The 26,539-nt window shown below is 70.2% G+C and carries 23 protein-coding genes; 8 read left to right on the top strand and 15 right to left on the bottom strand.

Features of this window, described 5'->3' with window-relative positions; genetic code table 11:
- Nucleotides 1-4: 4 nt before the first annotated feature.
- Entirely contained in the window at nt 5-508 is a 504-nt protein-coding gene (locus JRI60_RS40075; RefSeq protein WP_204221281.1) for a HEAT repeat domain-containing protein, read from the top strand.
- An 80-nt stretch (nt 509-588) separates the two neighbouring features.
- Here the strand turns inward: JRI60_RS40075 and rimO are convergent, their stop codons facing one another.
- The 6 genes from rimO to JRI60_RS40045 form a co-directional block, all read right to left on the bottom strand.
- The gene (gene rimO / locus JRI60_RS40070) at nt 589-1,962 is read right to left on the bottom strand and encodes a 30S ribosomal protein S12 methylthiotransferase RimO (protein WP_239470889.1); all 1,374 of its coding nucleotides are present in this window, start codon (nt 1,960-1,962) and stop codon (nt 589-591) included.
- 41 nt (nt 1,963-2,003) lie between these two features.
- Entirely contained in the window at nt 2,004-3,128 is a 1,125-nt protein-coding gene (locus JRI60_RS40065; protein WP_204221279.1) for a hypothetical protein, read from the bottom strand.
- A gap of 2 nt (nt 3,129-3,130) precedes the next feature.
- Complete coding sequence (locus tag JRI60_RS40060; protein ID WP_204221278.1) at nt 3,131-3,628, bottom strand: YajQ family cyclic di-GMP-binding protein; 498 nt, start codon at nt 3,626-3,628, stop codon at nt 3,131-3,133.
- A gap of 17 nt (nt 3,629-3,645) precedes the next feature.
- Nucleotides 3,646-5,289 (bottom strand): ribonuclease J, encoded by a 1,644-nt coding sequence (locus tag JRI60_RS40055; protein WP_204221277.1) that lies wholly within the window; start codon nt 5,287-5,289, stop codon nt 3,646-3,648.
- A gap of 75 nt (nt 5,290-5,364) precedes the next feature.
- Complete coding sequence (locus tag JRI60_RS40050) at nt 5,365-6,009, bottom strand: HAD family hydrolase (RefSeq protein ID WP_204221276.1); 645 nt, start codon at nt 6,007-6,009, stop codon at nt 5,365-5,367.
- A gap of 21 nt (nt 6,010-6,030) precedes the next feature.
- The gene (locus JRI60_RS40045; protein WP_204221275.1) at nt 6,031-6,381 is read right to left on the bottom strand and encodes a cupin domain-containing protein; all 351 of its coding nucleotides are present in this window, start codon (nt 6,379-6,381) and stop codon (nt 6,031-6,033) included.
- A gap of 314 nt (nt 6,382-6,695) precedes the next feature.
- Here JRI60_RS40045 and JRI60_RS40040 point away from each other — a divergent pair, with 314 nt between their 5' ends.
- Nucleotides 6,696-7,160 (top strand): response regulator, encoded by a 465-nt coding sequence (locus JRI60_RS40040; protein ID WP_204221274.1) that lies wholly within the window; start codon nt 6,696-6,698, stop codon nt 7,158-7,160.
- Nucleotides 7,150-9,105, top strand: a complete 1,956-nt coding sequence (locus JRI60_RS40035; protein ID WP_204221273.1) for an ATP-binding response regulator — start codon at nt 7,150-7,152, stop codon at nt 9,103-9,105. The genes JRI60_RS40040 and JRI60_RS40035 overlap by 11 nt, the downstream gene beginning before the upstream one ends.
- Here the strand turns inward: JRI60_RS40035 and JRI60_RS40030 are convergent.
- Complete coding sequence (locus JRI60_RS40030; RefSeq protein ID WP_204221272.1) at nt 9,084-9,476, bottom strand: GIY-YIG nuclease family protein; 393 nt, start codon at nt 9,474-9,476, stop codon at nt 9,084-9,086. The genes JRI60_RS40035 and JRI60_RS40030 overlap by 22 nt on opposite strands.
- Nucleotides 9,477-9,515: 39 nt before the next feature.
- Entirely contained in the window at nt 9,516-10,091 is a 576-nt protein-coding gene (locus JRI60_RS40025; RefSeq protein WP_204221271.1) for a hypothetical protein, read from the bottom strand.
- A gap of 328 nt (nt 10,092-10,419) precedes the next feature.
- Between JRI60_RS40025 and JRI60_RS40020 the strand changes: the two genes are divergently transcribed.
- The 5 genes from JRI60_RS40020 (at nt 10,420) to JRI60_RS40000 (ending at nt 16,451) form a co-directional block, all read left to right on the top strand.
- On the top strand, nt 10,420-11,184 hold the full coding sequence (locus JRI60_RS40020) for a sterol desaturase family protein (RefSeq protein ID WP_204221270.1): 765 nt from the start codon (nt 10,420-10,422) through the stop codon (nt 11,182-11,184).
- Nucleotides 11,181-13,481: an efflux RND transporter permease subunit gene (locus tag JRI60_RS40015; protein WP_204221269.1), complete on the top strand. Its 2,301-nt coding sequence runs from the start codon at nt 11,181-11,183 to the stop codon at nt 13,479-13,481. Before JRI60_RS40020 ends, JRI60_RS40015 begins: the two co-directional genes overlap by 4 nt.
- 78 nt (nt 13,482-13,559) lie before the next feature.
- On the top strand, nt 13,560-15,362 hold the full coding sequence (locus JRI60_RS40010) for a sensor histidine kinase (protein ID WP_204221268.1): 1,803 nt from the start codon (nt 13,560-13,562) through the stop codon (nt 15,360-15,362).
- A gap of 188 nt (nt 15,363-15,550) precedes the next feature.
- Nucleotides 15,551-16,009, top strand: coding sequence for a hypothetical protein (locus JRI60_RS40005; protein ID WP_204221267.1), 459 nt, complete (start codon nt 15,551-15,553; stop codon nt 16,007-16,009).
- A gap of 88 nt (nt 16,010-16,097) precedes the next feature.
- Complete coding sequence (locus JRI60_RS40000) at nt 16,098-16,451, top strand: hypothetical protein (RefSeq protein WP_204221266.1); 354 nt, start codon at nt 16,098-16,100, stop codon at nt 16,449-16,451.
- A gap of 51 nt (nt 16,452-16,502) precedes the next feature.
- Here JRI60_RS40000 and JRI60_RS39995 read toward each other — a convergent pair whose 3' ends face one another.
- From JRI60_RS39995 to JRI60_RS39965, 7 genes are all read right to left on the bottom strand, one after another.
- Nucleotides 16,503-18,035, bottom strand: a complete 1,533-nt coding sequence (locus tag JRI60_RS39995; RefSeq protein WP_204221265.1) for an ELWxxDGT repeat protein — start codon at nt 18,033-18,035, stop codon at nt 16,503-16,505.
- Between the two features lie 161 nt (nt 18,036-18,196).
- Entirely contained in the window at nt 18,197-19,051 is an 855-nt protein-coding gene (locus JRI60_RS39990; RefSeq protein ID WP_204221264.1) for a class I SAM-dependent methyltransferase, read from the bottom strand.
- A gap of 81 nt (nt 19,052-19,132) precedes the next feature.
- A complete protein-coding gene (locus JRI60_RS39985) occupies nt 19,133-20,284 on the bottom strand; it encodes a VWA domain-containing protein (protein ID WP_204221263.1) in 1,152 nt (383 codons plus the stop codon).
- Nucleotides 20,271-22,517, bottom strand: a complete 2,247-nt coding sequence (locus tag JRI60_RS39980) for a DUF5682 family protein (protein ID WP_204221262.1) — start codon at nt 22,515-22,517, stop codon at nt 20,271-20,273. Before JRI60_RS39980 ends, JRI60_RS39985 begins: the two co-directional genes overlap by 14 nt.
- Complete coding sequence (locus JRI60_RS39975) at nt 22,514-23,599, bottom strand: ATP-binding protein (protein WP_204221261.1); 1,086 nt, start codon at nt 23,597-23,599, stop codon at nt 22,514-22,516. Before JRI60_RS39975 ends, JRI60_RS39980 begins: the two co-directional genes overlap by 4 nt.
- The gene (locus tag JRI60_RS39970; RefSeq protein ID WP_239470007.1) at nt 23,596-24,813 is read right to left on the bottom strand and encodes a DUF5691 domain-containing protein; all 1,218 of its coding nucleotides are present in this window, start codon (nt 24,811-24,813) and stop codon (nt 23,596-23,598) included. Before JRI60_RS39970 ends, JRI60_RS39975 begins: the two co-directional genes overlap by 4 nt.
- Nucleotides 24,814-25,100: 287 nt before the next feature.
- Entirely contained in the window at nt 25,101-26,432 is a 1,332-nt protein-coding gene (locus tag JRI60_RS39965; RefSeq protein WP_204221259.1) for an SWIM zinc finger family protein, read from the bottom strand.
- Nucleotides 26,433-26,539 lie beyond the last annotated feature (107 nt).

The following is a 26,539-nucleotide window of genomic DNA, read 5'->3' as shown; positions in this document are numbered from 1 at the left end:
GCGAGTGCGGCGCCTGACCTCCAACGACACGGAGGAGATCCTGGATGCCCTTCGAGAACTCAAGTTGGACAAGGGCACACCTCCATCCGATGAGGTCGTGGATGCAGGGCTGGAGTTGATGAAGAGCCCTGATGTCGAGCTGCGGTATGAGGCCATCTGGGCCTTGTGCCTCCATTGGGGGCACATGCGCACGCTTCCCATGCTTCGGGCCATGCTGGAGGGGCGAGAGAAGGATTTGGAGGTGCTGCTCCTCGCCGCCCGCTCCGCTGGCTCGATGGTCGAGCGCTGTGGCTCCCCTGATGAAGAGACCTTCAGGGTGCTTGCGCGTGTCGCGTTGAACGAGAGCGCGGACGCTGAGCTCAGGGGAGTTGCGTATACCAGCCTTCGTGCTGCTGCCGGACTGCTGTCGGCACAAGAGGAGGCGCGTCTTCCGGACGACATCCGAAAGCTGGATGTGGAGTGGGAGTGGCTGCGTGCAATGGCCACGGGGCGGTCGGCGCGTCCCTGAGAAAGCAAAAAGGCGGCCTCCATGGGGAGGACCGCCTTCCAACTGCCCGATACTGGCCTTTCAGCGAGCCCTGAGCGCTATCACCGCGCCGACGGCACCACGGCCATCGGGAAGGAGTCACGCGGCTTGTGCACGCGGTCCTTCGGGTTCGGCCGCTCGACCACCTTGCCCACCAGGTCGTAGTCGTGCGCCTCCGTCACCTCCAAGGTGACGAACTCGCCCGGGTAGGCCAGACCGTCGTTGATGTAGACCAGTCCGTCGATCTCCGGCGCCTGGCCCTCGTGGCGGCCCACCAGCAGGTGCTCGGACTCCTCGCTCGGGCCCTCCACCAGAACCTCAATCCGCTGCCCCACCAGCTTCTTGTTCTGCTCGCGGTTGATGCGCTTCTGGATGGCCATCACCTCGCGCCAGCGGCGCTCGATGGTCTGCTTGGGCACCTTGTTCTCGTACTCGTACGCCGCCGTGCCCTCCTCGTCCGAGTACTGGAACACGCCGAGCCGCTCGAAGCGCTGCTCCTTCACGAACTCCTTGAGCATCTCGAAGTCCTCCTCGGTCTCGCCGGGCATGCCGACGATCATCGAGGTGCGCATCACCAGCCCCGGTACGCGGGCGCGCAGCTTCGCCAGCAGCTCCTTGAGGAACTTCGAGTCCCGGCCGCGCTTCATCGACAGCAGCAGCTTGTCGCTCGCGTGCTGCAGCGGCATGTCCAGGTACCGGGCGATCTTCTTCTCCGTCGCCATCAGCTCGATGAGCTCGTCGGTGAACACGCGCGGGTAGGCGTAGTGCAGGCGGATCCACCGCACGTCCACCTTCACCAGCTCGCGCAGCAGGTCATGCAGCTTCGGCTTGCCCGGCAGGTCATGCCCGTACGCCGTCAGATCCTGCGCCACCAGGTTCAGCTCCTGCACGCCCTGCTCGGACAGGCGCTTCGCCTCGGCGACGATGTCCTCGATGGTGCGCGAGCGCTGGCCGCCACGCAGCGTGGGGATGATGCAGAAGGCGCACGCGTTGTCGCAGCCCTCGGAGATCTTCAGGTATGCCGTGTAGGACGGCATCGAGTTCTCGCGCGGCGTCTTCGCGTCGTGGATGTAGTCCGGGTCCGGAATCACCTGACGCGGGCTGGCCTCGGCGGCGAGCAGGTCGCCGATCTGCGCGTAGGCGCCCGTGCCGAGGAAATGGTCCACCTCGGGCATCTCCTTGGACAGCTCGGCGCCGTAGCGCTGCGAGAGACAGCCGGTGACGACGAGCGTGCTGCACGCCCCCGACTTCTTGAACTCGGCCATCTCCAGGATGGAGTCCACGGACTCCTGCTTGGCGGGCCCGATGAAGGCACAGGTGTTGACGACGATGACCTGCGCCTCGGAGGGATCCTGCACCAGGGCGTAGCCCCGCTGCTTGAGGGTGCCCAGCATCACCTCGGAGTCCACCCGGTTCTTCGGGCAGCCGAGGGTCATCATGTAGAGGTTCTTGGTATCGGGGGGATTCTGCACAGCTCTTACCGCTTTCCGAGTTCGGTCCGCTCGAAGTGGTCTCCACTCCAAGCAAAGTTGATGGTCGGGCCGTTCGAGTAACCGATGCTCAACGCGCCCTCTTCATCGAGCACCACATTCGTCGCTCGGCCCAGCCCACACGTGGCGGCCGGCCATTCGAGCACCCGCTGTGCCGTCTTCCCCTTCACGAGGTAGAGGGCGAGGCGCAACTCCTTGTCCGCGTTGCACTTGCCGTCCGAGGTGTACGGATTGTCGCCCGTCAACACCGCGAGCAGGGGCCTTCCATCCGGCAGGGACAACGTCTCCGGCACATTCACGCCGACCTTCTCCGCGGAGACGGCATTCGGGGCCACCAGGGCCTTGACCAGGCCAGGGGTCAGGGGCGCGTCCGCCTCCACCCACAGCGGATAGTGGAGCACGCCGTAGCCCAGCCAGCCGTCCGGCTGACCCTCGAGTGCCACCACGCCCTCCGGGGGCTTGAGCTTGAGACCCTTGCGGAAGTCGTCCGGCAGCTTGAGGGCATCCCCCACCATGCTCCCGTCCTTGCAGTTGGTGACGGGGACGGGTTTGGCGCCCGCTCCATCCACGTCGTCATAGGTGAGACACAGGTCGAGGACGAGCGGCTCCACCGCGGGGATGCGCGGCAGGGCACGGGCGGGGATGGCCACCTCGAGTGCCAGGTTGCTGTCCTTGCGCTTCACCCCCGCGTCCACCAGCTTCTGGGCGAACTCGGAGGTGCCACTCTCCGGCGGCGAGGCGCGCTTGCCGTCGAAGGCGAAGCGGAACACGTGGCCGCTCGCGGTGGCCCCCGCATCGGGGAAGAAGAGCGTGAGGGTGAGCACGTCTCCGGCCTGGAGCTGATCGTCCGTGGCCTCCACCCCCACGTAGAGGATGTCCTTGCGCCACCCGGCGCGGGCCGTGAAGGAGGCGCTCGCGTCCATGGACGCGGGGGGCTTGAGGGTGAGCGTGCCGGGGAAGTCCTTGAGGTCCCCATCCAGCTTCGGGGCCTTGGGCAGCGAGGGCACGGCCTTGGTGGGACGCTGCTGCTCCGGAGCCGGCTCCTGCTCCTGGGCGGAGGCGGCCACCGGGGCGAGCGCCCCGAGCACGGCGGAAACGACGAGTGCGCGCACGGCTAGTCCCGGAAGTTGGTGAACTGCATGTCGAGCTGCAGCCGGTCCTGCTCCTTGCGGAACAGGGCGATGGCCGCCTGGAGGTCATCCTTGTTCTTGCCCGTGACGCGCAGCTGATCGGCCTGGATGGAGCCCTGGACCTTCATCTTCGAGTCCTTGAGGAGCTTCACCAGCTCCTTGGACTTCTCCACCGGGATGCCCTGCTGCAGCTTGATGAGCTGCTTCACGTTGGACAGGCCCGTCTTCTCGATGGGCTCGTACTCCAGCGCCAGCAGCGAGATGCCGCGCTTGGCCAGCTTGTTGAGCAGGACCTCCTTGGCGGCCTGGACCTTCTCCTCGCTGTTGGCCTTCACCGTGATGGAGGTCTTGTCCGGAGCGAGCACGATGTCCCCGTTGACGCCCTGGAAGTCGTAACGGGTGGAGATCTCCTTCTTGGCCTGGTTGACCGCGTTGTCGAGCTCGGCGATATCGATTTTGGAGACGACGTCGAAGGAAGGCATGGCAGTTCGCGCCCTTATCACACCTTGATGATCATCGGCACCACGACGGGCCGCTTGGATGTATACAGCTTGAAGGCCCGGCGCACGGCGCGTGCCAGCTCCTCCCGGGCCCGGGCGTCATCCCCCCGGAGCTGGGGGGACATCTCCAGGAAGAAGGCGCGGGCGTCCTCCGCCACCCGGGGCAGCAACACCTGCTCGTCCAGGCTCAGTCCCTGGCCGGTGAGCTGCGGCCCCGCCATCACGGACAGGCTCGCCCGGTCGATGACGAGGGCGGCCACGATCAGCCCCGTCTCGGCGATCCGTGTGCGATCCTGGAGGATGTCGGGTGTTACCACACCTCCTCCGAAGCGGTCCCGGTAGATGCGGCCGGTGGGCACACTGCCCGCGAAGCGGCCCTGGCCCTCCTCGAAGACGAGCAAGTCCCCATCCTGGGCGAGCAGGAGGTTGGCGGGGGCCAGCCCGGACTCCTTCGCCGTGGCCAGGTGGCGGTGGAGGTGGTGCAGCTCGCCGTGGATGGGGACGAAGTTGCGCGGGCGCACCAGGTCCAGCACGCGCCGCTGCTGGGGCTGGCTGGCGTGGCCGGAGACGTGCACGCCCGGCTCCAGCTCCGGGTAGATGACGCGGGCACCGCGCCAGAGCAGCTGGTCGATGAGGCCGGACACGGCGCGCTCGTTGCCGGGGATGGCGCGGGCGCTGAGGACGACCATGTCTCCGGGCTCCAGGCGCAGGGCACCGTCTCCGGCGGCGAGCTGCGAGAGGCCGGCGCGCGGCTCGGCCTGGGAGCCGGTGGCGAGCACCAGCAGGCGCCCGGCGGGCACCGTGGGCGCCGCGTCCAGGGGGACGAAGAGGGCGTCATGGATGCCGGGGAGGAACCCGAGCTGGCGCGCCATCTCGATGTTGCGCGCCATGCTGCGGCCCATGGTGACGACCTTGCGCTCCAGCCTCTGCGCCAGCTGCAGCACGTGATGGATGCGGTGCAGGTTGGAGGCGAACATGCTCACCACGATGCGGCCCTGCACATCGCGGAAGAGCCGCTCGAAGGTCTGCTCCACTTCGCGCTCGCTGCCCGTCTCGTGCGTGCGCTCGGAGTTGGTGGAGTCGGACAGCAGGCAGAGCACGCCCTCGTCGCCGAGCTCGCCCCAGCGCTCCAGGTCCGTGCGCAGGCCGTCGATGGGGTCCGGATCCAGCTTGAAGTCGCCGGTGTGGATGACGGGCCCCTCGGGGGTGCGGACGATGTAGCCCACCGCGTCCGGCACCGTGTGCGTGACCCGGCAGGCCTCGACGGTGAAGTGGGCCCCCACCCGGAAGGGGTTGCGGGGCTCTATCTCGCGCAGGTCCGCCTCCACGCCCAGCTCCTCCAGCCGGTTGCGCACCATGCCGAGCGTGAAGCGGGTGCCGTACACGGGCACGGGCACGTCGTTGAGCAGGAAGGGCAGGGCGCCGACGTGGTCCTCGTGGCCGTGGGTGAGGACGATGCCCTTGAGCAGCGAGGCGTTCTGCCGCAGGTACGTGAAGTCCGGCACGACGATGTCCACGCCCAGTGTGCCGCTGGGGGGAAACATCAAGCCGCAGTCGATGAGCAGCATCTCCCCCCGGCAGGCGATGACCATGGCGTTGAGGCCAATCTCACCCAGTCCTCCCAGGGGAATCACATGGAGCATGCGCCTACATATATGGGCATGGGAGGCCGGGCGCCCTCAGGAATCGTACGCCGGCTTCCTCGCTCCCCTGCCTGCTCACGTCTCCAGGGCGGGGAACTCCCTGCCGGCGATCTTCCCGAGCGTCCGCGCGACCGTGGCCAGTCGCAGGACGGGAAGGTCCGTTGGGGAGTCTCCGATGGCGAAGACCGGGCGCTCGGTGATGAGCTGGCGGGTGGCCAGGACCTTGCCCTCGCCACAGGTGCAGGGCGGCAGCAGCTCATCGCTCAGCCGCCCCTCCACCTCGCGCAGGCGCATGCCGACCACGCGCTCGATGCCCATGCGCGCCCCCGCCACCCGTCCGAGCAGCTCGGCCGAGCCCGTGAGGATCCACACCCGGTGGCGCCGGGAGAGCGCTCGGGCCAACTCGACGGTGTGCGGGTTGAGCCGCACCTCGCCCCGCTCCAGCACGTCAGTGGCGAGCGCCTCGACCTCGCCGGGGCTCAGCCCGGCCAGGGCCTGGGCGGCCACGTCGCCCGCTCCGCACCAGTCGCGAGCCGCCAGCGCCTCGTAGGCGCCCCAAGGATCGGTGGTGCCGAGGAGGGAGGCGGCCCGTGGGGGCAGCCGGTGCAGCAGACGCCGCAGGGTGGCCTCGCCGATGTCTCCGACGAGCAGGGTGTTGTCGAGATCGAAGACGGCGTCTCCGGGGGGCAGCGCATCCAACTGGTTGAGCAGGGCCTTCATGGTGGCGACTCTAGCCCAGGCTCAGCGCGCCTTGATGATGAGGTAGCGCAGCGCGGTCTCGCTGGAGGCATTCTCCAGCGCCAGGGTCTTCCCGACCGCCAGGCCGACGAGGCTTCCGGGCTCGAGCGCGACACGCTGTCCATCGACGTACGCGGCGCCGTGCCCCTCCAGCGCGAGCACGAGCTCGTCGTCCTCCTTCTGGACGTGGGGGCCCACGCTGCCACCGGGCTCCAGCTCACACGCGAGCACGGCCGTGAACGGTGGAGTGAATTCGCCGGTGTACAGGTTCCAGACACGCACGATGCCCTTGCCCCCGAACAACGCCGCGATGGCCTCGTGCTCCTTCTCCGGGTTCCACATGTCCTGGACCATACCCCGGCACACCCGCTTCGAGCCGGGCGCCTGGTGCACCACCCTCCCAGGGAGCAACGGGAGAAGCACCCGCCAGCGCCTTCCCAGACAGCACGTGCGAGTCCTGGCATGCCTGTCTGTCCGAGGTGACGAATGCTTCACCTCGTCTGCCTCCATGCTACGTTCCCCTCGTAGAAATTCTCTCCGGCCGTAGAGCTGGCGGCTGAGGGGAGCGTGTCCAAGAGGGGAAAAACTCATTTGGGAATTGGCCTCGCCGGGTCGGCCTTCATCGGCACGCTGCCGCTCCAGCGGCACATGTACAAGTGAGAGACATCATGGAGCAGAAGAAGCCCGTAACCATCTTGATGGCGGATGACGACGCGGACGACCGGGATTTCGCCCGCACCGCGATGGAGGAGAGCCGGCTCGTCAACGAGCTCCGGTTCGTCGAGGACGGCGAGGAGCTGCTCGACTACCTGCACCGCCGCGGCCGCTATACCGACCCGAAGGACTCCCCCCGGCCCGGGTTGATCCTCCTGGACCTGAACATGCCCCGCAAGGACGGCCGCGAGGCGCTGCGGGAGATCAAGTCCGACCCGGTGCTCAAGATGATCCCCGTCGTGGTCCTCACCACCTCCAAGGCCGAGGAGGACATCCTGCGCAGCTACGACCTGGGGGCCAACTGCTTCATCACCAAGCCGGTGACCTTCGAGGGGCTCGTCGATGTCGTGAGGGTGCTCGACAAGCACTGGTTCCAGATCGTCGAGCTGCCACCCGCGCGCCGCTCCCATGAGCCTTGAGGCCAACGCTTCCCCCATCCAGGTGCTGCTCGTCGAGGATGACGAGGACGACTTCATCCTGACCCGGGACTGCCTGCGCTCCATCGGTCCGCGACGGGTGGTGCTCGAGTGGGTGGCCAACTGCGAGCAGGCCCTGGCGGCGCTGGAGTCCGGCCGTCATGACGTGTGCCTGCTGGATTACCGGCTCGGCTCGATGACGGGGCTCGAGCTGCTCCAACGGGCCCGGCAACGCGGATGGCATGGCCCGTTCATCCTGCTGACCGGGCAGGAGGACGACACCATCGACCATCAGGCCGAGGAGGCCGGGGCCGACGACTTCCTCCAGAAGTCCCAGCTCACGCCGACGCTCCTGGGGCGGTCCATCCGCTATGCGCTCAAGCACGCGCGCACGGTGCAGGCGCTGCGCGGCTCCCAGGAGAGCTTCCGCGAGCTCATCGAGCGGCTCCCCGATGGCGTGAGCGTGCAGGAGGGAGATCATCTCATCTACGCCAACCCCGCGCTCGTCACCCTGCTGGGGTGCTCGTCCCGGGAAGAGCTCGTGGGGCAATCGATCACCGCGCTGGGGGAGAAGTTCCTTCAACCGGAAGCGTGGGTCGAGCTCCAGCATGACATCTCCGAGTCGTTGCGCTCGGGGTGCCCGATTCCTCCCAGGGAGAACCGCGTCCTGCGCGAGGCGGGCGGCCACTCGCTCGTGGAGATCACCCAGGTCCCCATGATGTTCGATGGCAAGCCGTGCCTGCTGTGGTGCGTCCGCGACCTGACCGAGCGCAGGCAGTTGCAGGCCCGCCTGCTGCGCGCGGACCGCATGGCGTCGCTCGGCGTCCTGGCCGCGGGCGTCGCGCATGAGATCAACAACCCGCTCGCCTATGTGATCTCCAACCTCGACCACCTGGAGACGAGCGTCCTCCCACGGGCGGAGCTGTCCGAGGGGTCGCGGAGAGAGGCCCGCGAGCTGCTCTCCGATACCCGGCAGGGGGCCGTCCGGGTGAGTGACATCGTCCGGCAGTTGAAGATGTTCTCGCGCGTGGACGAGGACGCGCGCCCCGAGTCCGTGGACGTGCACCGCGTGCTCGAGATGTCCATCGGCATGGCCATGAACGAGCTCAAGCACCGCGCGCGGCTGGTGCGTGACTATGGCGAGCCGCTCGCGGTCGAGGCGCAAGAGGGACGGCTCGGACAGGTGTTCCTCAACCTGCTCGTCAACGCCGCGCATGCCATTCCGGAGGGGCACGTGGAGCGCAACGAGATCCGCGTCGTCACACGCGCCCAGGGCTCGGAGGTCCTCATCGAGGTGCACGACACGGGCGCGGGCATCCCCGAGGACAACCTGGAGCGGGTGTTCGAGCCGTTCTTCACCACCAAGCCCATCGGAGTGGGAACGGGGCTCGGCCTGTCGATCTGCCACGGCATCGTGACCAGCTTCGGTGGACGCATGGGCGTGGAGAGTCGCGTCGGAAAGGGGAGCGTCTTCCACGTCACCCTGAAGGCGGCGGCCGCCGCGCGGCCAGCCGAGCCACCACGCACCCCGGTGAAGGTCGCGGCGCCACGGCGCTGCCGCATCCTGGTGGTGGATGACGAGCCCATGATCGGAATGGCCATCCGCCGGACGTTCCAGCGTGATCACGAGGTCGTGACGCTGACGAGCGCGCGAGAGGCCTGTGAGCGGCTCACGGGTGGAGAGTGCTTCGACCTCATCCTGTGTGACGTGATGATGCCGGAGATGAGCGGCGTGGAGCTGCACCAGGAGCTCTCACGCCACTCGCCCGAGCTGGCCGAGCGGATGGTGTTCATGACGGGGGGCGCCTTCACGCCCAAGGCCCGCACCTTCCTGAGCCAGGTGAAGAACCGCCGGATCGACAAGCCGTTCTCCTCCCAGGACCTGCGCTCGCTGGTGGACCCCGCGCCCGACGCCGGGACGGGGTCTCACTCCGGCGGGGTGTTGTAGCCGGCCTCACCGTAGGGTCGGAGCCGCTCGAGCCAGAGCGACTCCAGCACCCGCAGCTCCTCCTTTGGATCCGCGCCCGGCTCCTCCGGCGGCTTCAGGACGTCGAGCTGCTCGAAGGTGAAGCTGTCGGGCCCGTGGCGCCGCCAGTCCTCCTGCAGCTCGAGGTTGCGGCTCATCCCCCTGTCCAGCTCGAAGCGGGCGCGGTTGAGCGCGCCCGGCATGTTGAGGGCCGAGCCCACCAGCACCTTGCCGTTGGCGCGATTGCGGATGATGAACACCCCCATCGGGGGCGGCTTCTCCTTGTAGGCTCGTTTCAGCTCGGCGCGCGAAGTCGGACCGCCGCGCGCGGCGCGGTCATCGGTGGAAGACATGCGGATTCTCCTCGTGTCGTGATGTGAAGGGACTGCGCTTCAGCTCTCGTAGCCGAGCGCGATGAGCTTCTCTTCGAGGCGTGCGCGGGCGGCCGGGTCGAGCGGCTCCACCCAGTTGCGTCCCATCCGCTCCCAGTCGGGATCCGCGGCATCCACGCCGCGAGCCTTCAGGAAGTCGGCCTCGCAGATGAAGAACTGCCGCCGGTAGGGGAAGAGGTAGCCCCCCATGGCCCGGAGCGAGGCGAGTGCCTCCGGGTAGGAGGAGAACCAGCGGTTGAGGAAGACGCTCGAGTGCTGGATGAAGAAGCGCTCGAAGTCGACCTGGGGAGGGGTCTCCTCCTCCTCGCCGCGAGCGTTCTTCAACTCCTCCCAGGAGGCGTGACCCTGCTCGCGGGCGATGACGGCGAGCGCATGCTTGCGGCGGATCCGCTCCTTGCTCGCGAGCACCTCTCCCAGGGTCTGGCCCGCGAAGGCCGGAAGGGCACGCAGACGCTCAGCCGCTCGGGTGGAGCGCTGGGTGTCGGGAGAGAGCAGATCCTTGAGCAGGAACGACGCTCGGATCTTGCACTCGCGGAGTGGGAGGGGAGTGACGGCTGCGCGGGAGTCGGTTCCCATGAAAAGTCCCTCGTCGTCGGCCCTTACCCGAGTGTGGGCCGTGGAAGGAATTCATCGAGAACGAACATGTCGAACCGCGGGGACAAACGAGGGTGACGTCGTCTTTTTCGGGCAGGCACCCCTCGGCACCTTCATGAGAGATAGTGAAAGGGCAGGACTCCTGCAAGTCCGTTCTGCTCGCCCCTCGGGACGGGCTCCCCTGGTTGGTCCCTGTGCTGCACGACTTGCGTGTCACGCCGTGCACAGGTGCTCCTCCTTCCCACCTGGCTGGCGGAGGGGACGGGGTGCCTGGGCGTCACGGCCCGGCTCGTGCAAGTCTCGTTCACGGATGAACATCCTAGGAATGCTTCACACCGGGACGGCCCTGGCGATGCTGACGCTGGTGTTGCTGGAGCTGCGCGACCCGCAGTTCCGGGCGGACAGCTTCGAGGCGGGGCCGAGGCGGCGGCGCAACTGGGCTTTCTTCGTGACCAGCTTCGTTCCCACGCTGGCGGTGCAGTCCGCGGGAGCGTGGTTCCACGCGCACCTGCCGACGCTGATGCGGCCGGGCCTGTTGCCCCCCGTGGTGGACTTCGTGGCCTGCATGCTGGTGGCCGAGCTGGTGAGCTGGTTGAGCCACTGGGTGAAGCACCAGCACCCCTTCCTCTGGCGCTTCCACTTCCAGCACCACCGCGAGGAGCACTTCAGCGTGTGGATGGTGACGCACACGCACGCGCTGGAGGTGGTGCTGTCGGGCACGGCCATGGTGGCGCTGCTCGCGGGGCTGGGCTTCTCTCCCCTGTCCGTGCAGCTCTACTTCGCGCTGTACTCGGTGGTGCTGACGTACCACCACTCGGCGCGCGGGTACTCGCTGGGGTGGTTGGACTGGCTCATCATCAGCCCGGCGTACCACCGCCACCACCACCGTCAGGACGGGAAGGGCAACTACGGCGGGACGCTGACGGTGTGGGACGTCGTCTTCGGCACGGTGCGCTGGCCCGAGCCCGAGACGGCCACCGCGCCCGTGGGGCTGCCTCCGCACGCCCGCGAGCCGTTCGGCTTCCGCAAGGAGATGCTGTACTTCCTCTCCGGAGGGCGTAGGCAGCGGTCGTGACCTGGCTCTCCTTCTTCGAGCGACTGCTGGCCCGCCGGTGGCCCCTGGGCCTGGGCCTGCTCGCGCTGTGCGCGGTGGCGGTCCTGGGGGCCGCGCGCGTGCCGATGGATCCCTCCATCGAGCGGATGCACCCCATCGGCGACGCGGCCAAGACGGACTTCGATCGCTACCGGCGGGCCTTCCCCGGCGAGGACTCGCAGGTGTTCGTCATCGCCGAGGGCCCCGGCGTCTTCACCCCCGGGGGGCTGGCCTCGCTGGCGAAGCTGGAGGAGGCGCTGCGCGGCCTGCCCCGCGTGCGGCACGTGGTGGGGCCCGCGTCGGCCATGACGGTGGAGGGACTCCTCTTCCCCGAGGCGTCGCGGGGGAGCGGGGAGGCTCTGCGCGAGGCGCTCGCCCAGGCCCGGAAGGAGCCCCTGGCCCGGGTGCTGGTGCACCCCACTCGGGAGCTCGCGGTGGTGCAGGTGGCGCTCTCCTCGGGGGCGGGGGTCGAGCGCATCCTGGCCGAGCGCGCCTTCACCCTGGCGGCGGGGGAGCTGCTGGCCCGCCACGCGGGGCCGGAGGTGAAGCTGACACTATCGGGGGCGCCCGCGGTGCGCGCCACGCTGGCCCGCATGGTGGAGGAGGACATGGGGCTGCTGCTGCCCCTGGCGCTGCTCGTCATCCTCGGGCTGGTGGCGTTCGCGTACAGGGAGCTCTGGTCCGTGCTCGCCACGGCGGCGACGTTGGTGGTGTCGTGGCTGTGGATGGTGGGCGCCATGGGGTGGGTGGGGGTGCCCTTCGGCGTGCTCACCTCGTTCGCGCCCATCGTCATCCTCATCGTGTCGCTGACGGACACGGTGCACGTGCTGTCGGACCTGGAGGAGCGCCGCCGCGCGGGCACGCCGTACGCACGGGCCCTGATCGAGGCCATGGCCCACGCGGCCGGACCGTGTCTGGCCACCGAGCTCGTCATCGCCTCGGGCTTCCTGTCCATGGGCTTCATCGGCCTCACGGCGGTGTGGGAGTTCGGTCTGGCCACCGCCCTGGGCGTGGTGCTGGCGTGGGGGGCCAACATGCTGGTGCTGCCGTGGGTGCTCTCGCTGCGCTCGAGGGCCTCGGCGGCGCGGGCTCGCAGGGAGCTGAAGGCCTCGCGGACGCGACCCCTGGACTCGGTGCTGGCATGGGTGGAGCGGCAGGTGGTGCACCGCCCCCGGCGGGTGCTGGTGCTGGCCTCCGCGGTGGCGGTGGTGAGCGTGCTGTCCATCACGCGGCTGCGGCACGAGTACCGCGTGTTCGATGACCTGCGGCAGGACTCGCCGCTGGCGGCCGAGCTGACGTACGCGGAGGGGGCGCTGGGCGGGCTGGTGCCGCTGGCCGTGTTCCTGGAGCCGGAGCGGGGGCGCGAGGGGGCGGCGCTGTCGCCGGAGGCCCTGGGCTTCCAGGAGCGGGTGGATGCGTACCTCGCGGGTCTCCCCGAGCACCCGCCGGTGGTGAGCCTGCCGCGCCTGCTGGAGCCGGTGTACCGGGCGGTGTTCGGGCCGCTGGGGCTGCTCGAGAAGAGCGAGGCGTCCACGGCGCGGGCGGTGACGCGGCTGGCGAAGTACCAGCCGCTGGACACGGTGCTGTCGGGGGATCGGAGCGCGGCGGGGGTGGTGGCGCTGCTGCCCAACGTGGGCTCGGAGCGGATGCACGAGCTGGTGGAGTCGGCACGCGCCTTCGTGTCGCGCGAGGTGCCGCCGGGCTACCGGGCCACGGTGACGGGCAACCTGGCGATGACCGAGCACGTGACGGGGATGCTGACGCAGGGGCTGTTGCGCAGCTTCCTGTCGGCCCTGGGGGTGAGCTTCCTGGCGTTCTTCCTGGTGCTGCGCAGCGTGAAGCTGGCGCTCATCGGTCTGGTGCCCAACGTGCTGCCGGTGGGCGTGCTGTTCGGGACGATGTCGCTGCTGGGCATCAGCCTGAAGCCGTCCACGGTCATCATCGCGAGCATGGCGCTGGTCATCGCGGACGACGACACGCTGCAGTACCTGGTGCGCTTCAAGCGGCGCTACCTGGCGCTGAAGGCCGAGGGGGCCGAGGCTCCGCACCGGCGCGCGGCGCTGGAGTCGCTCAACGAGTGCGGGCGGGCGATGTTCGTCACCTCGGCGGCGGTGGCGGGAGGCTTCCTGCTGTTGCAGCTCTCCCGCTTCGAGGGCATCGCCCACCTGGGCCTGCTGACCGGGATGACGCTGTGGGTGGCGGGCCTGGCGGATGCGTTCCTCGGCCCGGTGTTGTTGATGGCGCTGAAGCCGGACCTGGGCCCGGCTCGCGAGCGTTGAGAGGGGGCTCGGGCGCTCCGTTCTCCCTCTGGTCGCAATCGCTCCGGAACCGATGCTGTTCCCTGCTCAGGAGGGGTTGTGTCCGACTCCGCATCTCATACCGGAGGGCTGGAACATGGCGCGGAGCGGAATGCGGCGCCGAGGGAGCTCCAGCCCGCCCTCTGCCGCGAGCGCCGGCTGGAGGTCCTGCGCCACACGGCCCTCCTGGACACCCCCGCCGAGGAGGCATTCGATCGACTGGCCCGGCTGGCCACGCGGGTGATTGGCGTCCCGGTGGGACTCGTCACCCTGGTGGCCGAGGACCGGCAGTTCTTCAAGAGCTGCGTGGGCCTGCCTCCCCCCTGGTGTGACGTCCGCCAGACGCCCCTGACCCATTCCTTCTGCATGCACGTGGTGGCCACGGGCCAGCCCCTCCTCATCGAGGACGCACGCCAGCATCCCGTGCTGCGGGAGAACCTGGCCATCGACCAGCTCGGCGTGGTGGCGTACGCCGGCGTTCCCCTCACGGCCTCGGAGGGGGAGGTCATCGGCACCTTCTGTGTCATCGACACCCGGCCGCGTGCCTGGACGGATGGCGATCTGGACATCCTCGTGGCACTGGCCATCTCGGTGATGACGGAGATAGAGCTGCGCGCCAGCCGCGCGCTGGAGTTCCAGGCCCGGGCGGCTGAGACGGCGCACGCCGAGTCGGAGGCCGCCCGCGAGCGCCTCGCCCTGCTGGCGGAGCTGAGCGCCGTGCTCGCCGAGGGGTTCGAGCTCCAGGCCGTGCTCGCCCGGGCCGTGCGGCTGGTGGTGCCCCTGGTGGCCGAGGGGTGCATGGTGGAGCTGCTCGACAGGGACGGCCGGCTGCGGCGGGTGGCGGTGTTCCACCAGGATGCTCACGAGGAGGAGCGGCTCCGCTCGCTGCCCGAATCGCGGGTCCTGCTCGAGCCCGAGCCTCGGGGAGGCCCGCCGGTCGCCGGGCACATGCGCGTCACCGGGCCCGAGGGCTCCTCCCTCCGGCTGCCGTTGTCGATCCACGGCCGGGTGCTCGGTGCCGTCGTCTTCACCTCCTCTCCCTCGCGCCACCCAGGCGAGACCGAGCTGGCCCTGGCGCGAGACGTGGCGCGCCGCATGGCGATGACGGTGGAGAACGCCCGATTGTACGAGGAGGCGAACGAGGCCATCCAGCTGAGGGACAGGTTCCTCTCCATCGCCTCGCACGAGTTGCGAACGCCCCTGACGGCGCTGCGGTTGCAGGCGCAGAGCCTGTTGCGCGGCGCCCACCAGGCGCGGCCCCTCGGGCCGGGAGAGGTGTCCAGCAAGGCGCGGGTGATCTCCCGGCAGGTGGAGCGGCTGGGGCACCTGGTGGACGAGCTGTTGGACATCTCCCGCATCAAGGAAGGGTACCTGTCCTTCCAGCTCGAGCGTGTGGACCTGGCCGACGTGGTGCGTGAAGTGGTGACGCGCTTCCACGAGGACATGTCGCGCTCTGGCAGCATGCTGGTGCTGGCCGGAGTGGACGCGCCCGCGGTGGGGCAGTGGAACCGGCTGCGTCTGGAGCAGGTGGTCATCAACCTGCTCACCAACGCCATCAAGTACGGAAAGGGCCGGCCCATCCGGGTGGAGCTGCGCTCGGACGCGGACACCGTGTGGCTCACCGTGAGCGACGAGGGGATCGGCATCGCGCCTCGGGACCATGTGCGCATCTTCGAGCGTTTCGAGCGGGCCGTGTCCGAGCAGCACTACGGCGGCTTCGGTCTGGGGCTGTGGATCGTCCGGGAGATCGTCCAGCGGTTGGGTGGCTCCATCTGCGTGTGCAGCACGTTGGGGGCCGGCTCGGTCTTCACGGTGGAGCTCCCCCGTCATCCGGAACGCTCACCCGTTCCGCTCCTGCACTGACGGCTGCTCCGTCCCGCTGGCGGGATTTCCGTCCTGCTTTCCGGATGGCCGACGGGCCGTCTCGAGGGATGTGTCACTCGGAACGCCGCTGCCTCCGTGATTGGCAGGGCTCCTGCATCAGGCGCGGCGCACACGCGGCAATGCCTCTCATCCATCCACGCGCCGCGATGACACCCCCAGGAGCCATCATGAAGAACCTGTCCCTCTCCCTCGTTGTCCTGCTCGCGCTCACCACCTCTGGCTGTGGTTTCGGCGGTCAGCGGTTCCACGGCACCTACAACGTGGCGGGCACCGCCACCGTCACCTTGACGGGCCAGGGGAGTTCGACCAACCCGCTCTCGTTCACCTACCGCATCTCGGAAGGGACCGACTCGGACATCCTCATCTCCGAGATCCCGGCGGCGGGGACACCGTGTACCTATCCCGCGGATGTCGAGGGTGATGTGGCGACCCTCAGGCCTGGAACCGCCTGCACCCAGGTGCAGAATGGCTACACGTTCACCAAGACGATCACGAACGGAATGGCTTCACTCTCCGGCAAGGCTGTCCAGTTGAATTACTCCGGCAACCTGATGTTCACGGGAGAGGGGAAGACGTATCCAGGCACCATCATCCAGAACGCCACCCTCACCCGGGTCGGGAAGTAGGCGGAGTCGAGCAGAACTCCAGCGCCATGCCCAGATTTCCCGGGGCCCTTTCTCGGGCCCAGGTGAATCCAAATCGAGGAGGTATGGCGTGGAGAACTGGACGCTCGGGTACGGGACCCTGCTGACGACGCTCGGAGTGGGCGGGTTCGTCGCGACGGGAGCGCAGCACAAGACGGCACTCATCCCCGCGGGCTTCGGAACGGCTGCCCTCGGCCTCGGGTTGCTGGGGCGGCGCGGCTCCCAGCGGAAGGCGGTGGTGGGAGGCTCGGCGCTCCTCGGGCTGCTGGGTTTCCTGGGGACGGCTCGGGCGCTCGCCCGGCTGCCCGCGCTGCTGCGCGGTGACAAGCTCGAACGGCCCGCCGCCATCGTGTCCCAGTCGGCCATGGCGGGGCTCTCCGCCGCCTACGTGGCCCTCTGCCTGCGCGGCCTGTTCGCCCGGTAGAGCCCGGGAGGCCCGCGACGCTCTCGCGGGCCTCCTCCCGCGGGTCGGGTGCTAGCGATTCAGCGGAAGCATCCACAGCTCGCCGTCGTGGACCGCGTCGTTGGCGACGAAGAAGAGCTTCGTGCCCACGCGGGTGAAGGCCTGCGGGAACGAGGAGGCCCCGCCCGGTGCGAGCTCCTGCAGCAGCCGGGTACCGGCCACCGTCCCGTCACTCACCCAGAGCTCCAGGCCCCGGGTGTCATCGGCGCCACTGAAGAGGACGCGGTCGTCCAGGGTGTGGAGCGTGGTCCCGAACTCGTCGAACAGGCTCAGCGGCTGGTGCAGCAGCCTCGTGCCCGAGCCCGTTCCATCCGTCACCCAGAGCTGGGCGTCGCGCGGCGCCGGGCCCGAGCTGGAGATGGCCATCGCGAAGAAGAGCTTCCTGCCCGCGACGGTGAAGGTGGTGATGAACGGATCCGAGTCGGGCTGGTCGGCGAAGGGATTGGGGAGGGTCGAGACGAGCCTCCGGGAGACGCCGCCCGCCTCGTCCACCTTCAGCTTGTACAGGCGCAGGCGGTGGTCGGAGGGATCCGACAGCGTGAGGTACAGGCAGTTCCCGATGGGGCCGAGCAGCCGCGGGTTGAAGCTCTCCGGGCCCGGCGAGAGCGTCTCGACGCGGACCGTGCCGGCCGGGGTGCCGTCGCTCCTCCACAGCTCGGAGCCGTTGGTCTCGGTCGTGACGGTGAAGAAGACGTACGGGCCCACCGCCGTGAGATGGAATGGGAAGGAGCTGTCGGCTCCCGGGCGGATGTCCCTGACGAGCCCCGTGCCCGCCTCGGTGCCATCGGTCTTCCACAGCTCGGACCCGTGCTCCGGATCCGAGAGCACGAAGAAGAGCGTGTCGCCCACGATGGTCTGCGAGAAGATCAGCGACGACTCGGGTCCCAGGTCCTTCACCCGCACCGTGCCCGCCTCGGTGCCATCGCTCTTCCAGAGCTCGGTGCGCTCGGGTGTGGACGGTGTCGCGGGGACGACGCGCAAGAAGAGCAGGGTGTCCCCCACGAGCTTCAGGTTGAACGGGGAGGCATCCGCGGACCCCGGAGCGATGTCCTTCACCAGCCGCGTTCCCCCGGTGGAGCCATCGCTGACCCACAGCTCACGGCCGTGCTCCTCGTCGCTCACCACGAAGAAGAGCCGCGAGCCCCGCGGCGTCAGCTCCGTCAGCGAGTTGGGGAAGGAGAACCCGGAGAGCGGTGGGAACTTCTTCACCGGCACGGTGCCCACCGAGGTTCCGTCGCTCTTCCACAGCTCCCTGCGGCCATCCTCGAAGTTGGCGGCGAAGTAGAGCTTCCCGCGGAACGCCGTGAGGCTCTCCGGGAAGGGCCCGAACCACGGCGGCCCCAGGACCGGGGGGAAGATGTCCTTGACGAGCCGCGCGGTGCCTGGCTCCGCGCGCTCCCACATCGCGCCCAGCTCCCCCTCGCCCTGCTCGCTCGGAGCGCTGGCCTGCGAGCGCTCGCCCTCCTGCACGTCCTCCTCCGGTAGCGGCCCGCCGCACCCCAGTGCCAGCGAGCAGGCCAGTGCCATCCCACGCCACTTTCTCATCCCCTACCTCCCCATGGATTGGTGAGGGGAGGGTGGGGCCGATGGAGCGCTCTGCCCAGTGCCTCGGGGGGTGGGAAAAATCGTTGCCCTACGCCAGGAGGGAGCCCGATCCCACCCGGTGTGAGTGAGGCTCTCGACTCTGGGTGCGCCGCTTTCGACGCTCAGCGCTTCTCCGCCGCGGCCGGGAACTCGACTCCCCCCACGGGCTGCTCCGGCATGCCCGCGGGTACCAGGTAACGGCGGTGCAGATCCACCCGCTCGGGAGACTCGTCCAACCGGAAGCCGTGCCGCTCCATGAAGGAGGCCAGCTCTCCTGCCCGGATGTCCCAGAGCAGTGGCTCGCCCGCGAGCCGCAGCCCGACCTCCGTCACCCAGCGGGTGGCCGGTCCCGCCTGGAGCCGTCCGTGCTCGTCATTGCGGACGCACGTGAAGAGCAGCTGGCTCCCGGGCCCGGTGCTCCGGTGGACCGCCTTCAGCAAGGCCGACACGCTGGCCGTGTCCAGGTACATCAGCACCGCCTCGATGATGACGACGCTCGGGGCCTCCTTCCGCCATACCGGAACATGGGAGAGCGCCTCGTCCAGGGGGACGCGGGCCAGGTCCGCCTCCGCCAGGTGCAGGTTGGAGGGCAGGGGCCCCAGGCCGCCGAGCGCCTCGCGCTTCATCGCCTGGCTGGCCGGGTGGTCCACCTCGACGAAGGTGACCTCCGGGAACTCGGGAGCCAGCCGCCAGCACAGCGTGTCGAGCCCCGCTCCGACGACCAGCACCTGCCGCGTACCGGCCGCCAGCGCGGCGCGGGTCTCATCGTCCATGAAGCGCTTGCGCAGCCCGATCTCCAGGGACATACCCGGAAGGGTGTGCCCCTCGATGGCGATGATCAGGCGGCCGTACCAGGGCGCGCCGAGAATCTGGAGCATCCAGGGCTTCAGCAGCCCCACCTGCTTCATGAGCCGCTCCGAGGCCTCCGCGGCTCCCCTTGGCAGCAGTGGCGCGAACCGGGGCTGTCGAGCGAGCATCGCGAGGATTCGGCCCACCTTCACCGCTGTTCGACTGGCTGTGTGCTTTCTCATTGGGCGTTGGATGAAAGCACAACCGGCTCAGCCCGAGCGCGCGAGCTGGATGTCGTTGCGCGCCGCCCAGGCTCCAATGTCCTGTCGTTGAATGGCCGCCGCCATCAACTCCGGGAACTGGTCCGGTGTGCAGGCGAAGGTGGGGATGCCCAGGGCCGCCAGCTGCGCGGCGTTGTGGCTGTCATAGGCCGGGGTGCCCTGATCGCTCAGCGACAGCAGGCAGATGACCACCACGCCGCTGCGCACCAGCGACGCGGCCCGTTGAATCATTCGCTGCGCATTGCCTCCCTCGTACAGGTCCGTGATGAGCACGAGGATCGTCTGCGCCGGCCGCGTGACGAGCTGCTGGCAGTACGCGAGCGCCCGGTCGATGTCCGTGCCACCGCCCAGCTGCGTGCCGAACAGCAGGTCCACCGGGTCCGACAGCTCCTCGCTCAGGTCCACCACCGCCGTGTCGAAGACCACCATCCGCGTCGTCACCGCACGCATCGAGGCGAGCACCGCCCCGAAGATGCTCGAGTAGACGACCGAGGCCGCCATCGAGCCGCTCTGGTCGATGCACAGCACCACGTCTCGCAGGCTCGAGCGCTTGCGCCCCTGGCCCACCAGCTTCTCCACCACCACCGCCTTGCGCTCCGGCTGGTAGTTGCCCAGGTTCGCCCGCAGCGTCCGCTCCCAGTCGATCTCCCCCGCCCTCGGCCTCCGGGTGCGCGAGGACCTCGACAGCGCGCCCCGGACGGCCCGCTCGGTGGGCGCTCGCAGGCGCCGCTCCAGGTCGTCCACCACCCTGCGCACCACCTTGCGCGCCGTCTCCTTCGTCTTCTGCGGGATGACCTTGCGCAGCGAGAGCAGCGTCGCCACCAGCGACACGTCCGGCTCCACCGCCTCGAGCATCTCCGGCTGCAACAGCATCTCCGTGAGCCCGAGCCGCGTCATCGCATCGCCCTGCATCACGCGCACCACCGAGGCCGGGAAGTACTCGCGGATGTCCCCCAGCCAGCGCGTCACGTGCGGCGAGGAGCCTCCCAGGCCTCCCTTGCGCTCGGAGTCGTACAGCGCCGAGAGCGCCCGGTCCATGCGCAGCTCCGCCTCGCCCAGGGGCGTTCCCAGCGTCGACTGCGCGGGCTCGCCCAGCACGAGCCTCCAGCGCTCCAGCCGCTCCTCTTCAGGCGACTTCATGGATTCGCACTCCCAGGATGGTGGACAGCACCGGAAGGACCCGCGCCACGCGCTCCGCGTCCAGCTCCTCCGTGGCCGCCTGCTCTCGTCCCCCCGCCGGAGCGGAGGAGAGCTGTTTGACCCGCTCCCCCATGGCGCGCCGCTCGGCGGTGCTGAAGTCGGCGAACGCGCGCCGCACCAGGGGCAGATGCTCGACGAAGGACTCCCGCGTGAGGCTCGCGAGCCAGCCGTCCAGCGCCGCCCAGAGGTCCTGACGGTGCAGCATCAGCAGCGCGCTCCCCGACACGAGCCCCTCCAGCCACGCCGCCGCCTCGGCGGGAGGCACGGCCGGCGACAGGGCCCTCCGGGAGAGCGTCCCCAGCTCCTCGTCCCGCACCCGTCCGAGCTCGACCCCCAGCCGCAGCGCCGCCCCGCGCAGGAGCCCGTGCACGGCGTCCCGGTGCACGAGCTGGCCCAGTGTCTCGGCCCACTCCTCCGTGCGCTCCCCGCCCTCCAGCAGCGCCACCGCGGCATGCATCGCGCGCAGCTGGTCCCGGCGCTGGTGCGCGGCCTCGTCATCCAGCGAGACGCACGCCCCGGGCAGGCCGATGAGGATGCGCTCGAACAGCCCGTCGGCGATGGCGAGGATGGGGCCGGTGGGCGTCTCGCGGACGCTGCCGTAGCGCACCGCGTGCGCCAGGGCAGGGAATGCGTTCAGCAGCTTCGGCACGTCCGCCGAGCGCGTGGAGAGCGCCTGCACGTGGCGCAGCACGGTGTCGATGGCGGCGGACAGCTCCGAGAGCAGGGCCGCGTCGAGCAGCGCCGTCAGCGTGTCGAGCTCGGTCGCCTCCGCCGCGCGGGTCACCACGCGCGAGGTCGCCGCCGACTCCACCGTGTTCCCGAAGAGGCTCGCCTCGACGACGCGCACGGCCAGCTCGGGGTCCCACTTCAGGCGCCACGTCTCGCGGAAGGTGCCCGTCGAATTCCGGGGGTCCTCCTCCGGTGTGCCCCAGGGGATGTCGAGCAGCCGCAGGCGGTGCAGCAGCCGGCTCCGCTCGCGGTCCATGTCCTTGCGCAGGTCCAGCTCCTGCACCTTGCTCTCGGCGGAGGGCGGCAGGCGCAGCGACTTCTGCAGCGCGGCCAGGTCCCGGGCGAGCGGGACCGAGGGCACCTCGGAGGGAACCACGCCCAGCCCGGTGCCGACCTCGAGCTTCTCGTGGACGAGCGCCAGCGGTGTCGCGTCTCCGCCGCACAGCACCGCGAGCGCCGCGTCCCTCAGCTCCGCCAGCCCCGCCGAGGACAGGCCTCGCAGGGCCGCGAGCGTCTCGGCGAGCCGCACCGTCTCGATGACGTTCGCGGAGGAGGCGTCCAGCCCCTCGTCGCGGAGCAGGTGAGCGATGCGCGCCGCCCACGACGTCACCGCCCGTTGGGGCGACAGCCACAGGTGCGCGTACCACCCCGGCGACTCCACGCCCGCGCCGTACCCGCTGCGCCAGCCGAGCCGGTCATACGTCCAGGGAATCCACGTGGCGGCCACCTTCGCCTTCGGCAGGCCGCGCAGCAGTGCGTCGTCCTCCTTCGCGGGCCGCTGCTGCACGAGCGCCGGGGCGTGCCACGCGCCGCACACGACGGCGATCCGCTGGAAGCCGTCCTTCTTCGCCTGGCGGATGCTCCGCCGCATGTGGGCCTCGCGCCGGGCCTCGTGGGGGGACAGCTCTCCCTCGCCCTCGCGCAGGGCGCTCATGGCCTCCAGCACGGCCTCGAACACGCCCTCGGGGTTCTGGCGCTGCTCGATGAGGTGGTCCCACCAGAGCTCACCGTCCTCGTAGCCCGCGGCACGCGCGAGCGCTCCGAGCGGATCCGCCCGGGGCGTTCCGGGTTGCTCCACGGCCTCGGGCTTCTCGGCGCCCTCGTCCTCGGGGGACAGCCGGTGCATCTGCGGCAGGTCGATGAACCGCACCGACAGCGTGCGCTCCAGGGCGTACTGGAGGGCCTGCCACTCCGGCGAGAAGACGGCGAACGGATAGAAGACGGCCCGCGCCGGGTGGTCCACCGAGTAGACGAGCAGCGCCACGGGCGGCTTCATCTCCGCGTGCGCCGCCAGCGGCAGCAGGGCGTCCGCGTCCGGCGGGCCTTCGATGAGCACCACGTCCGGTTGGAGCCGCTCGAGCGCGGCCCGGACGCTGCGCGCGCTCCCCGGGCCGTGGTGCCGCACGCCGAGCACGTGCACCGACGCGCCCGCCTCCGCGCTCACAGCACCTCCATGCAGGCGCGGTAGAGGTCCTTCCAGCCCTCGCGCTCCTTCACCACCGTCTTCAGGTACTCCAGCCACACCACCCGGTCCTGCACCGGATCCTTCACGATGGCACCCGTCAGGCCCGCGGCCATGTCCGGCGCCCGGAGCACCCCATCCCCGTAGTAGCCCGCCATGGCCAGGCCGCCGTTCACCACCGAGATGATCTCCGCCGTGGACAGCGAGCCCGAGGGCGTCTTGAGCTTCGTCGCGCCGTCCGTCGTCGCGCCGCCCCGCAGCTCGCGGAAGAGGGTGACCACCCGGCGGATCTCCTCCAGGGCCGGCTTCTCCGCCGGCAGCGCCAGGGTGCGGCCGAGCTCCGCCACGCGCTTCTCGACGATCTCCACCTCCTGCTCCAGCGAGTCGGGCACCGGGAGCACCACCGTGTTGAAGCGGCGCAAGAGGGCGCTCGACAGCTCGTTCACGCCCCGGTCCCGGTTGTTCGCCGTGGCGATGACGTTGAAGCCCGCGTGGGCCTGCACCTCGCTGGACAGCTCGGGCACGGGCAGCGTCTTCTCGCTCAGCAGGGTGATCAGGGCGTCCTGCACCTCGCCCGGCATGCGCGTCAGCTCCTCGATGCGCGCCAGCTTGCCCTCGCGCATGGCCCTCATCACCGGGCTGGGCACCATGGCCTTCTCCGAGGGGCCCTCGGCCAGCAGCCGCGCGTAGTTCCATCCGTAGCGCAGGGACGCCTCGTCCGTGCCGGCGGTGCCCTGCACCAGCAGCGTCGAGTCCCCGCAGATGGCCGCCGCGAGGTGCTCGCTCAGCCACGACTTCGCGGTGCCCGGCACCCCGTAGAGCAGCAGGGCCCGGTCCGTGGCGAGCGTCGCCACGGCGATCTCCACCAGCCGCGCGTTGCCGATGTACTTGGCTCCCACCTTGAAGCCACTCGGCAGCTGGCCGCCGAGCAGGTAGGTGCGCACGGCCCAGGGCGAGAGCTTCCAGCCCTCGGGCTTCGGGCGGTCATCGGCCTTGGCGAGCTCGGCCAGCTCCTCGGCGTACTGCTGTTCGGCGTGCTGGCGCAGAAGGGCGGTAGCGGTCACGGTTTCAACTCCTCGTACAAGATGCGGCGCAGCGAGACGGTCTGCTGGAAGCGGTTCAGCTCCGGGTTCCAACGCTGGAGCGGTGAGGGCAGCACGAGAGGATCCACGGCGTTGGGCAGGCACTGCGGCGGCAGGGCGGTGGACGCCTTCCGCAGGGCGCCGAGAAGGGCCGTGGCCCGGGTGCTCGGGTCGTACAGCTCGCGCAGGGACTGGAGCCAGGCATGGCCGAGATCCGCCGGCCACGGCGCGGACGTCACCGCGAGGGCCCGGTCCAACGAGGGCAGGGACTCGGAGCGCAGGAGGATGCGCAGGGTGCGCGCGGCGCGCTCGGCGGGCGGGAGCTGCTCCATGACGGAGATGGCCAGCGTCTGGGCCCGCTCGGCGTCGAGCACCTTCGACTCGCAGCGCGTCCAGAAGCCGAGCAGGGCCATCGCCCAGGCGGAGGAGACTCCCAACCGGAGCGCCTGGGCCCAGCCCTCCGTGAGGGCGATGGCGTGGTCCGTCCGCGCGGCGGCGCCGACGAGCTGCCCCGGTGTGGCCTCGAAGCCGCTCTCCCAGGTGCTCAGGGGGATGGCCTCGAGGAGGCGGATGAGCCAGTGCTCGCTCTGGCCGACACCGGCCGGTGGCTTGTCCAGGCCGTCGCGCTCGGCCTCGGCGTCCCACTTGTCCGGGAAATGGACGCGGAGCGTGGCCGGCTTCTCCCAGGTGAGCACGGCGCGGGCCCGCTCCAGCATGCGTCGCGCGAAGGCCGATTCGGGCAGTCGGGCCAGCAGATACCGCGCCACCTCGCGCACCGCGGCCGCGCGGTCCTTCCGGCCAAGCTCCAACAGGGACTCGTCCTCCGGGGACAGCCCCACGTCGAGGCAGGCCAGGAACCGGGCGCGGTGCTCGGCCTTCTCCTGGGCCCACGTGGCCTGCAACCACGCCCGGGCCTTCGCCGGGTCGGTGCTCCGCGCCTGGACGAGCGCCGCGCGCCGCTCCTCGGGCGTTCCTTCCGTCCACACGCGCTCGGCGTCCGCCGGGTCGACTGCTGGGGTGTCCGTGTCGGAGCGCCACTCGGGATTCTGGTGGGCGAGCCACAGGCCGCGCTCGCCGAGCACCGGCTCCGCCGCCACGCGCAGCGCGCGCTCCTTGAGCCCGAGCACCCGCGGGAGCAGCTCCGGCGGGAGCCGGCGGCGGGCGCGGGCCAGGAGCTCGAAGGCCTCGCGCAGCACCTCCACATCATTAGATACGAGAAGCTCCGTGAGAACGGCGCTCACGCGCGGCGGGCACACGGGGAGCGTGTCGGGCGGGGCCACGTCGCCTCGCGTCTCCAGCCGGGCGAGCTTCCGTCCCGCGGCCCGCGCCACCGAGCGCGCCCCCGCCGCGAGCAGGAGGCGCTTCTCCAGGGGGACTTCCTCCAGCGCGCGGAGGACCTGGCCCTCCACTCCGGCCGTGGCCCCGAGCTCCGGAGAGCGGGAGGTCCCCAGCGTGGCGAGGCGTGTCAGGGCGTCGAGCTCGTTCACGAGAGGCCTCCCAGCGGAAGGAAGCGCCCGTCCACGCGGGTGCTCAGGGGCCGGAATTCCTCCCCGTCCCACTCACCGAAGACGTCGAGCGGCTGGCCACCGGAGAGCGCGAGCAGCCGCCACCGGTCGCTCGGGCCGAGGAGGACGGCCGCGCCGGTGGCATCCCGGAGCCACCAGCGCCGCCTGCCATCCACGACGGGTACCACCGCCCCGAGCAGCGCCAACGTGCGCTCGCGGAAGGGCTGCCGGGCCAGCTCGTCGGCGAACCGCTGACAGAGCCCATCGAGCGTGAGCGAGGGCAGGGCCTCCAGCCAGGGACGGACGTCGCCCTTCCGCTCGTGGACGAGGGCGCGTTGGGGCGCGGCGCTTGGCCAGTACACCAGCTCCGCCGGGAAGGCGGTGCCGGGGAGGAAGGACTCGGCGAACCGCGCGCCGGGGCCCGCCGCGAACTGGAGGACGAGCGCCGTGCGGCCCGAGGTGGCTCCGAGCAGGTACGTCCGCTGCGCGCGGACGCGCTCCGTGTCCTCGACCTCCTGGCCGACGACGACCCAGGTGTCCTCGAGGCGCTCGCCCTGGGCGACGACCTCCTCCTCGCGCAGGGGGATGCCCACCACGGAGCGGAGGTCCGCCGCGAGGGGAGGCGCGAGCTGGTCCATCCTCCGCCAGGCCTCGGTGACGAGCGCGAGGCGCCCGAGTCTCTCGAGCATCTTCCGGGGCCAGTCGGGGCCGCTGCCCGGGAGCGCCGCGAGCTGGCGCACCTGGGACGCGAGGCCCGGAGCCTGTGCATCCACCAGCCGCGCCGCCTGGGTGTTCCACATGGCGGTCTCCGCCTCGAGCCCGGCGAAGCCGCCGCGCACCAGGTCCTCCATCCAGAGGGACAGGGCCTCCAGTCCCCGCTGCACGCGGGTATGGCGCTCGGCGGTGCGCTTGGCGCGGGCCTCCGGGTCGGCGGGGGCGGCGCCCTCGGCTCCGGCGGCCTCACGCTTCGCCTTGCGCTCGGCGGTGGAGGTCCGCTTGGAGAGCCACTCCTCCACCCACGTGGGCGGCTGTCCCGAGGGGAGACGCTCCGCCGCGACGAGCAGCAGGAGCCCGATGGCGTGCTTGCACGGGAACTTGCGGCTGGGGCAGGTGCACTTCGTGGCGAGGTCGGAGAGGTCGATGCGCACCTGGTACAGGGCGCTGCCCTTGCACTCGCCCCAGGCCGCGCGTTCATCCCGGCCGAGTCCCTGCCACGAGCGTTCCGTGGCCAGCTTCTGGCCGGCGGAGGCCGAGGAGGAGTCCGGCGCGAGGGCCAGGGCCTGCTCTGAGGTGAGGGGCGAGGCGGACATGGTGTCGAGGCCTGGCAGCATATCCATCCGGCTGACAGGTCCGGTGCCCGAAAAACGAAGCCCCCGGCCACGGATGTGACCGGGGGCGTGGGTCCGTCGAGCCAGAC

It is taken from the genome of Archangium violaceum (assembly GCF_016887565.1).
GTDB lineage: Bacteria > Myxococcota > Myxococcia > Myxococcales > Myxococcaceae > Archangium > Archangium violaceum_B.
This window is presented reverse-complemented; position numbering and strand designations above follow the sequence as displayed.

What these genes read in the sequence shown, in the direction of transcription:
- rimO (WP_239470889.1), bottom strand. Translation starts at nt 1,962, where the DNA reads ATGACCCTCGGCTGCCCGAAGAACCGGGTGGACTCCGAGGTGATGCTG.
- JRI60_RS40045 (WP_204221275.1), bottom strand. Translation starts at nt 6,381, where the DNA reads ATGGTCCAGGACATGTGGAACCCGGAGAAGGAGCACGAGGCCATCGCG.
- JRI60_RS40020 (WP_204221270.1), top strand. Translation starts at nt 10,420, where the DNA reads ATGAACATCCTAGGAATGCTTCACACCGGGACGGCCCTGGCGATGCTG.
- JRI60_RS40025 (WP_204221271.1), bottom strand. Translation starts at nt 10,091, where the DNA reads ATGGGAACCGACTCCCGCGCAGCCGTCACTCCCCTCCCACTCCGCGAG.
- JRI60_RS40040 (WP_204221274.1), top strand. Translation starts at nt 6,696, where the DNA reads ATGGAGCAGAAGAAGCCCGTAACCATCTTGATGGCGGATGACGACGCG.
- JRI60_RS40060 (WP_204221278.1), bottom strand. Translation starts at nt 3,628, where the DNA reads ATGCCTTCCTTCGACGTCGTCTCCAAAATCGATATCGCCGAGCTCGAC.
- JRI60_RS40050 (WP_204221276.1), bottom strand. Translation starts at nt 6,009, where the DNA reads ATGAAGGCCCTGCTCAACCAGTTGGATGCGCTGCCCCCCGGAGACGCC.
- JRI60_RS39965 (WP_204221259.1), bottom strand. Translation starts at nt 26,432, where the DNA reads ATGTCCGCCTCGCCCCTCACCTCAGAGCAGGCCCTGGCCCTCGCGCCG.
- JRI60_RS39990 (WP_204221264.1), bottom strand. Translation starts at nt 19,051, where the DNA reads ATGCTCGCTCGACAGCCCCGGTTCGCGCCACTGCTGCCAAGGGGAGCC.
- JRI60_RS40035 (WP_204221273.1), top strand. Translation starts at nt 7,150, where the DNA reads ATGAGCCTTGAGGCCAACGCTTCCCCCATCCAGGTGCTGCTCGTCGAG.
- JRI60_RS39985 (WP_204221263.1), bottom strand. Translation starts at nt 20,284, where the DNA reads ATGAAGTCGCCTGAAGAGGAGCGGCTGGAGCGCTGGAGGCTCGTGCTG.
- JRI60_RS40030 (WP_204221272.1), bottom strand. Translation starts at nt 9,476, where the DNA reads ATGTCTTCCACCGATGACCGCGCCGCGCGCGGCGGTCCGACTTCGCGC.
- JRI60_RS40005 (WP_204221267.1), top strand. Translation starts at nt 15,551, where the DNA reads ATGAAGAACCTGTCCCTCTCCCTCGTTGTCCTGCTCGCGCTCACCACC.
- JRI60_RS39995 (WP_204221265.1), bottom strand. Translation starts at nt 18,035, where the DNA reads ATGAGAAAGTGGCGTGGGATGGCACTGGCCTGCTCGCTGGCACTGGGG.
- JRI60_RS40055 (WP_204221277.1), bottom strand. Translation starts at nt 5,289, where the DNA reads ATGCTCCATGTGATTCCCCTGGGAGGACTGGGTGAGATTGGCCTCAAC.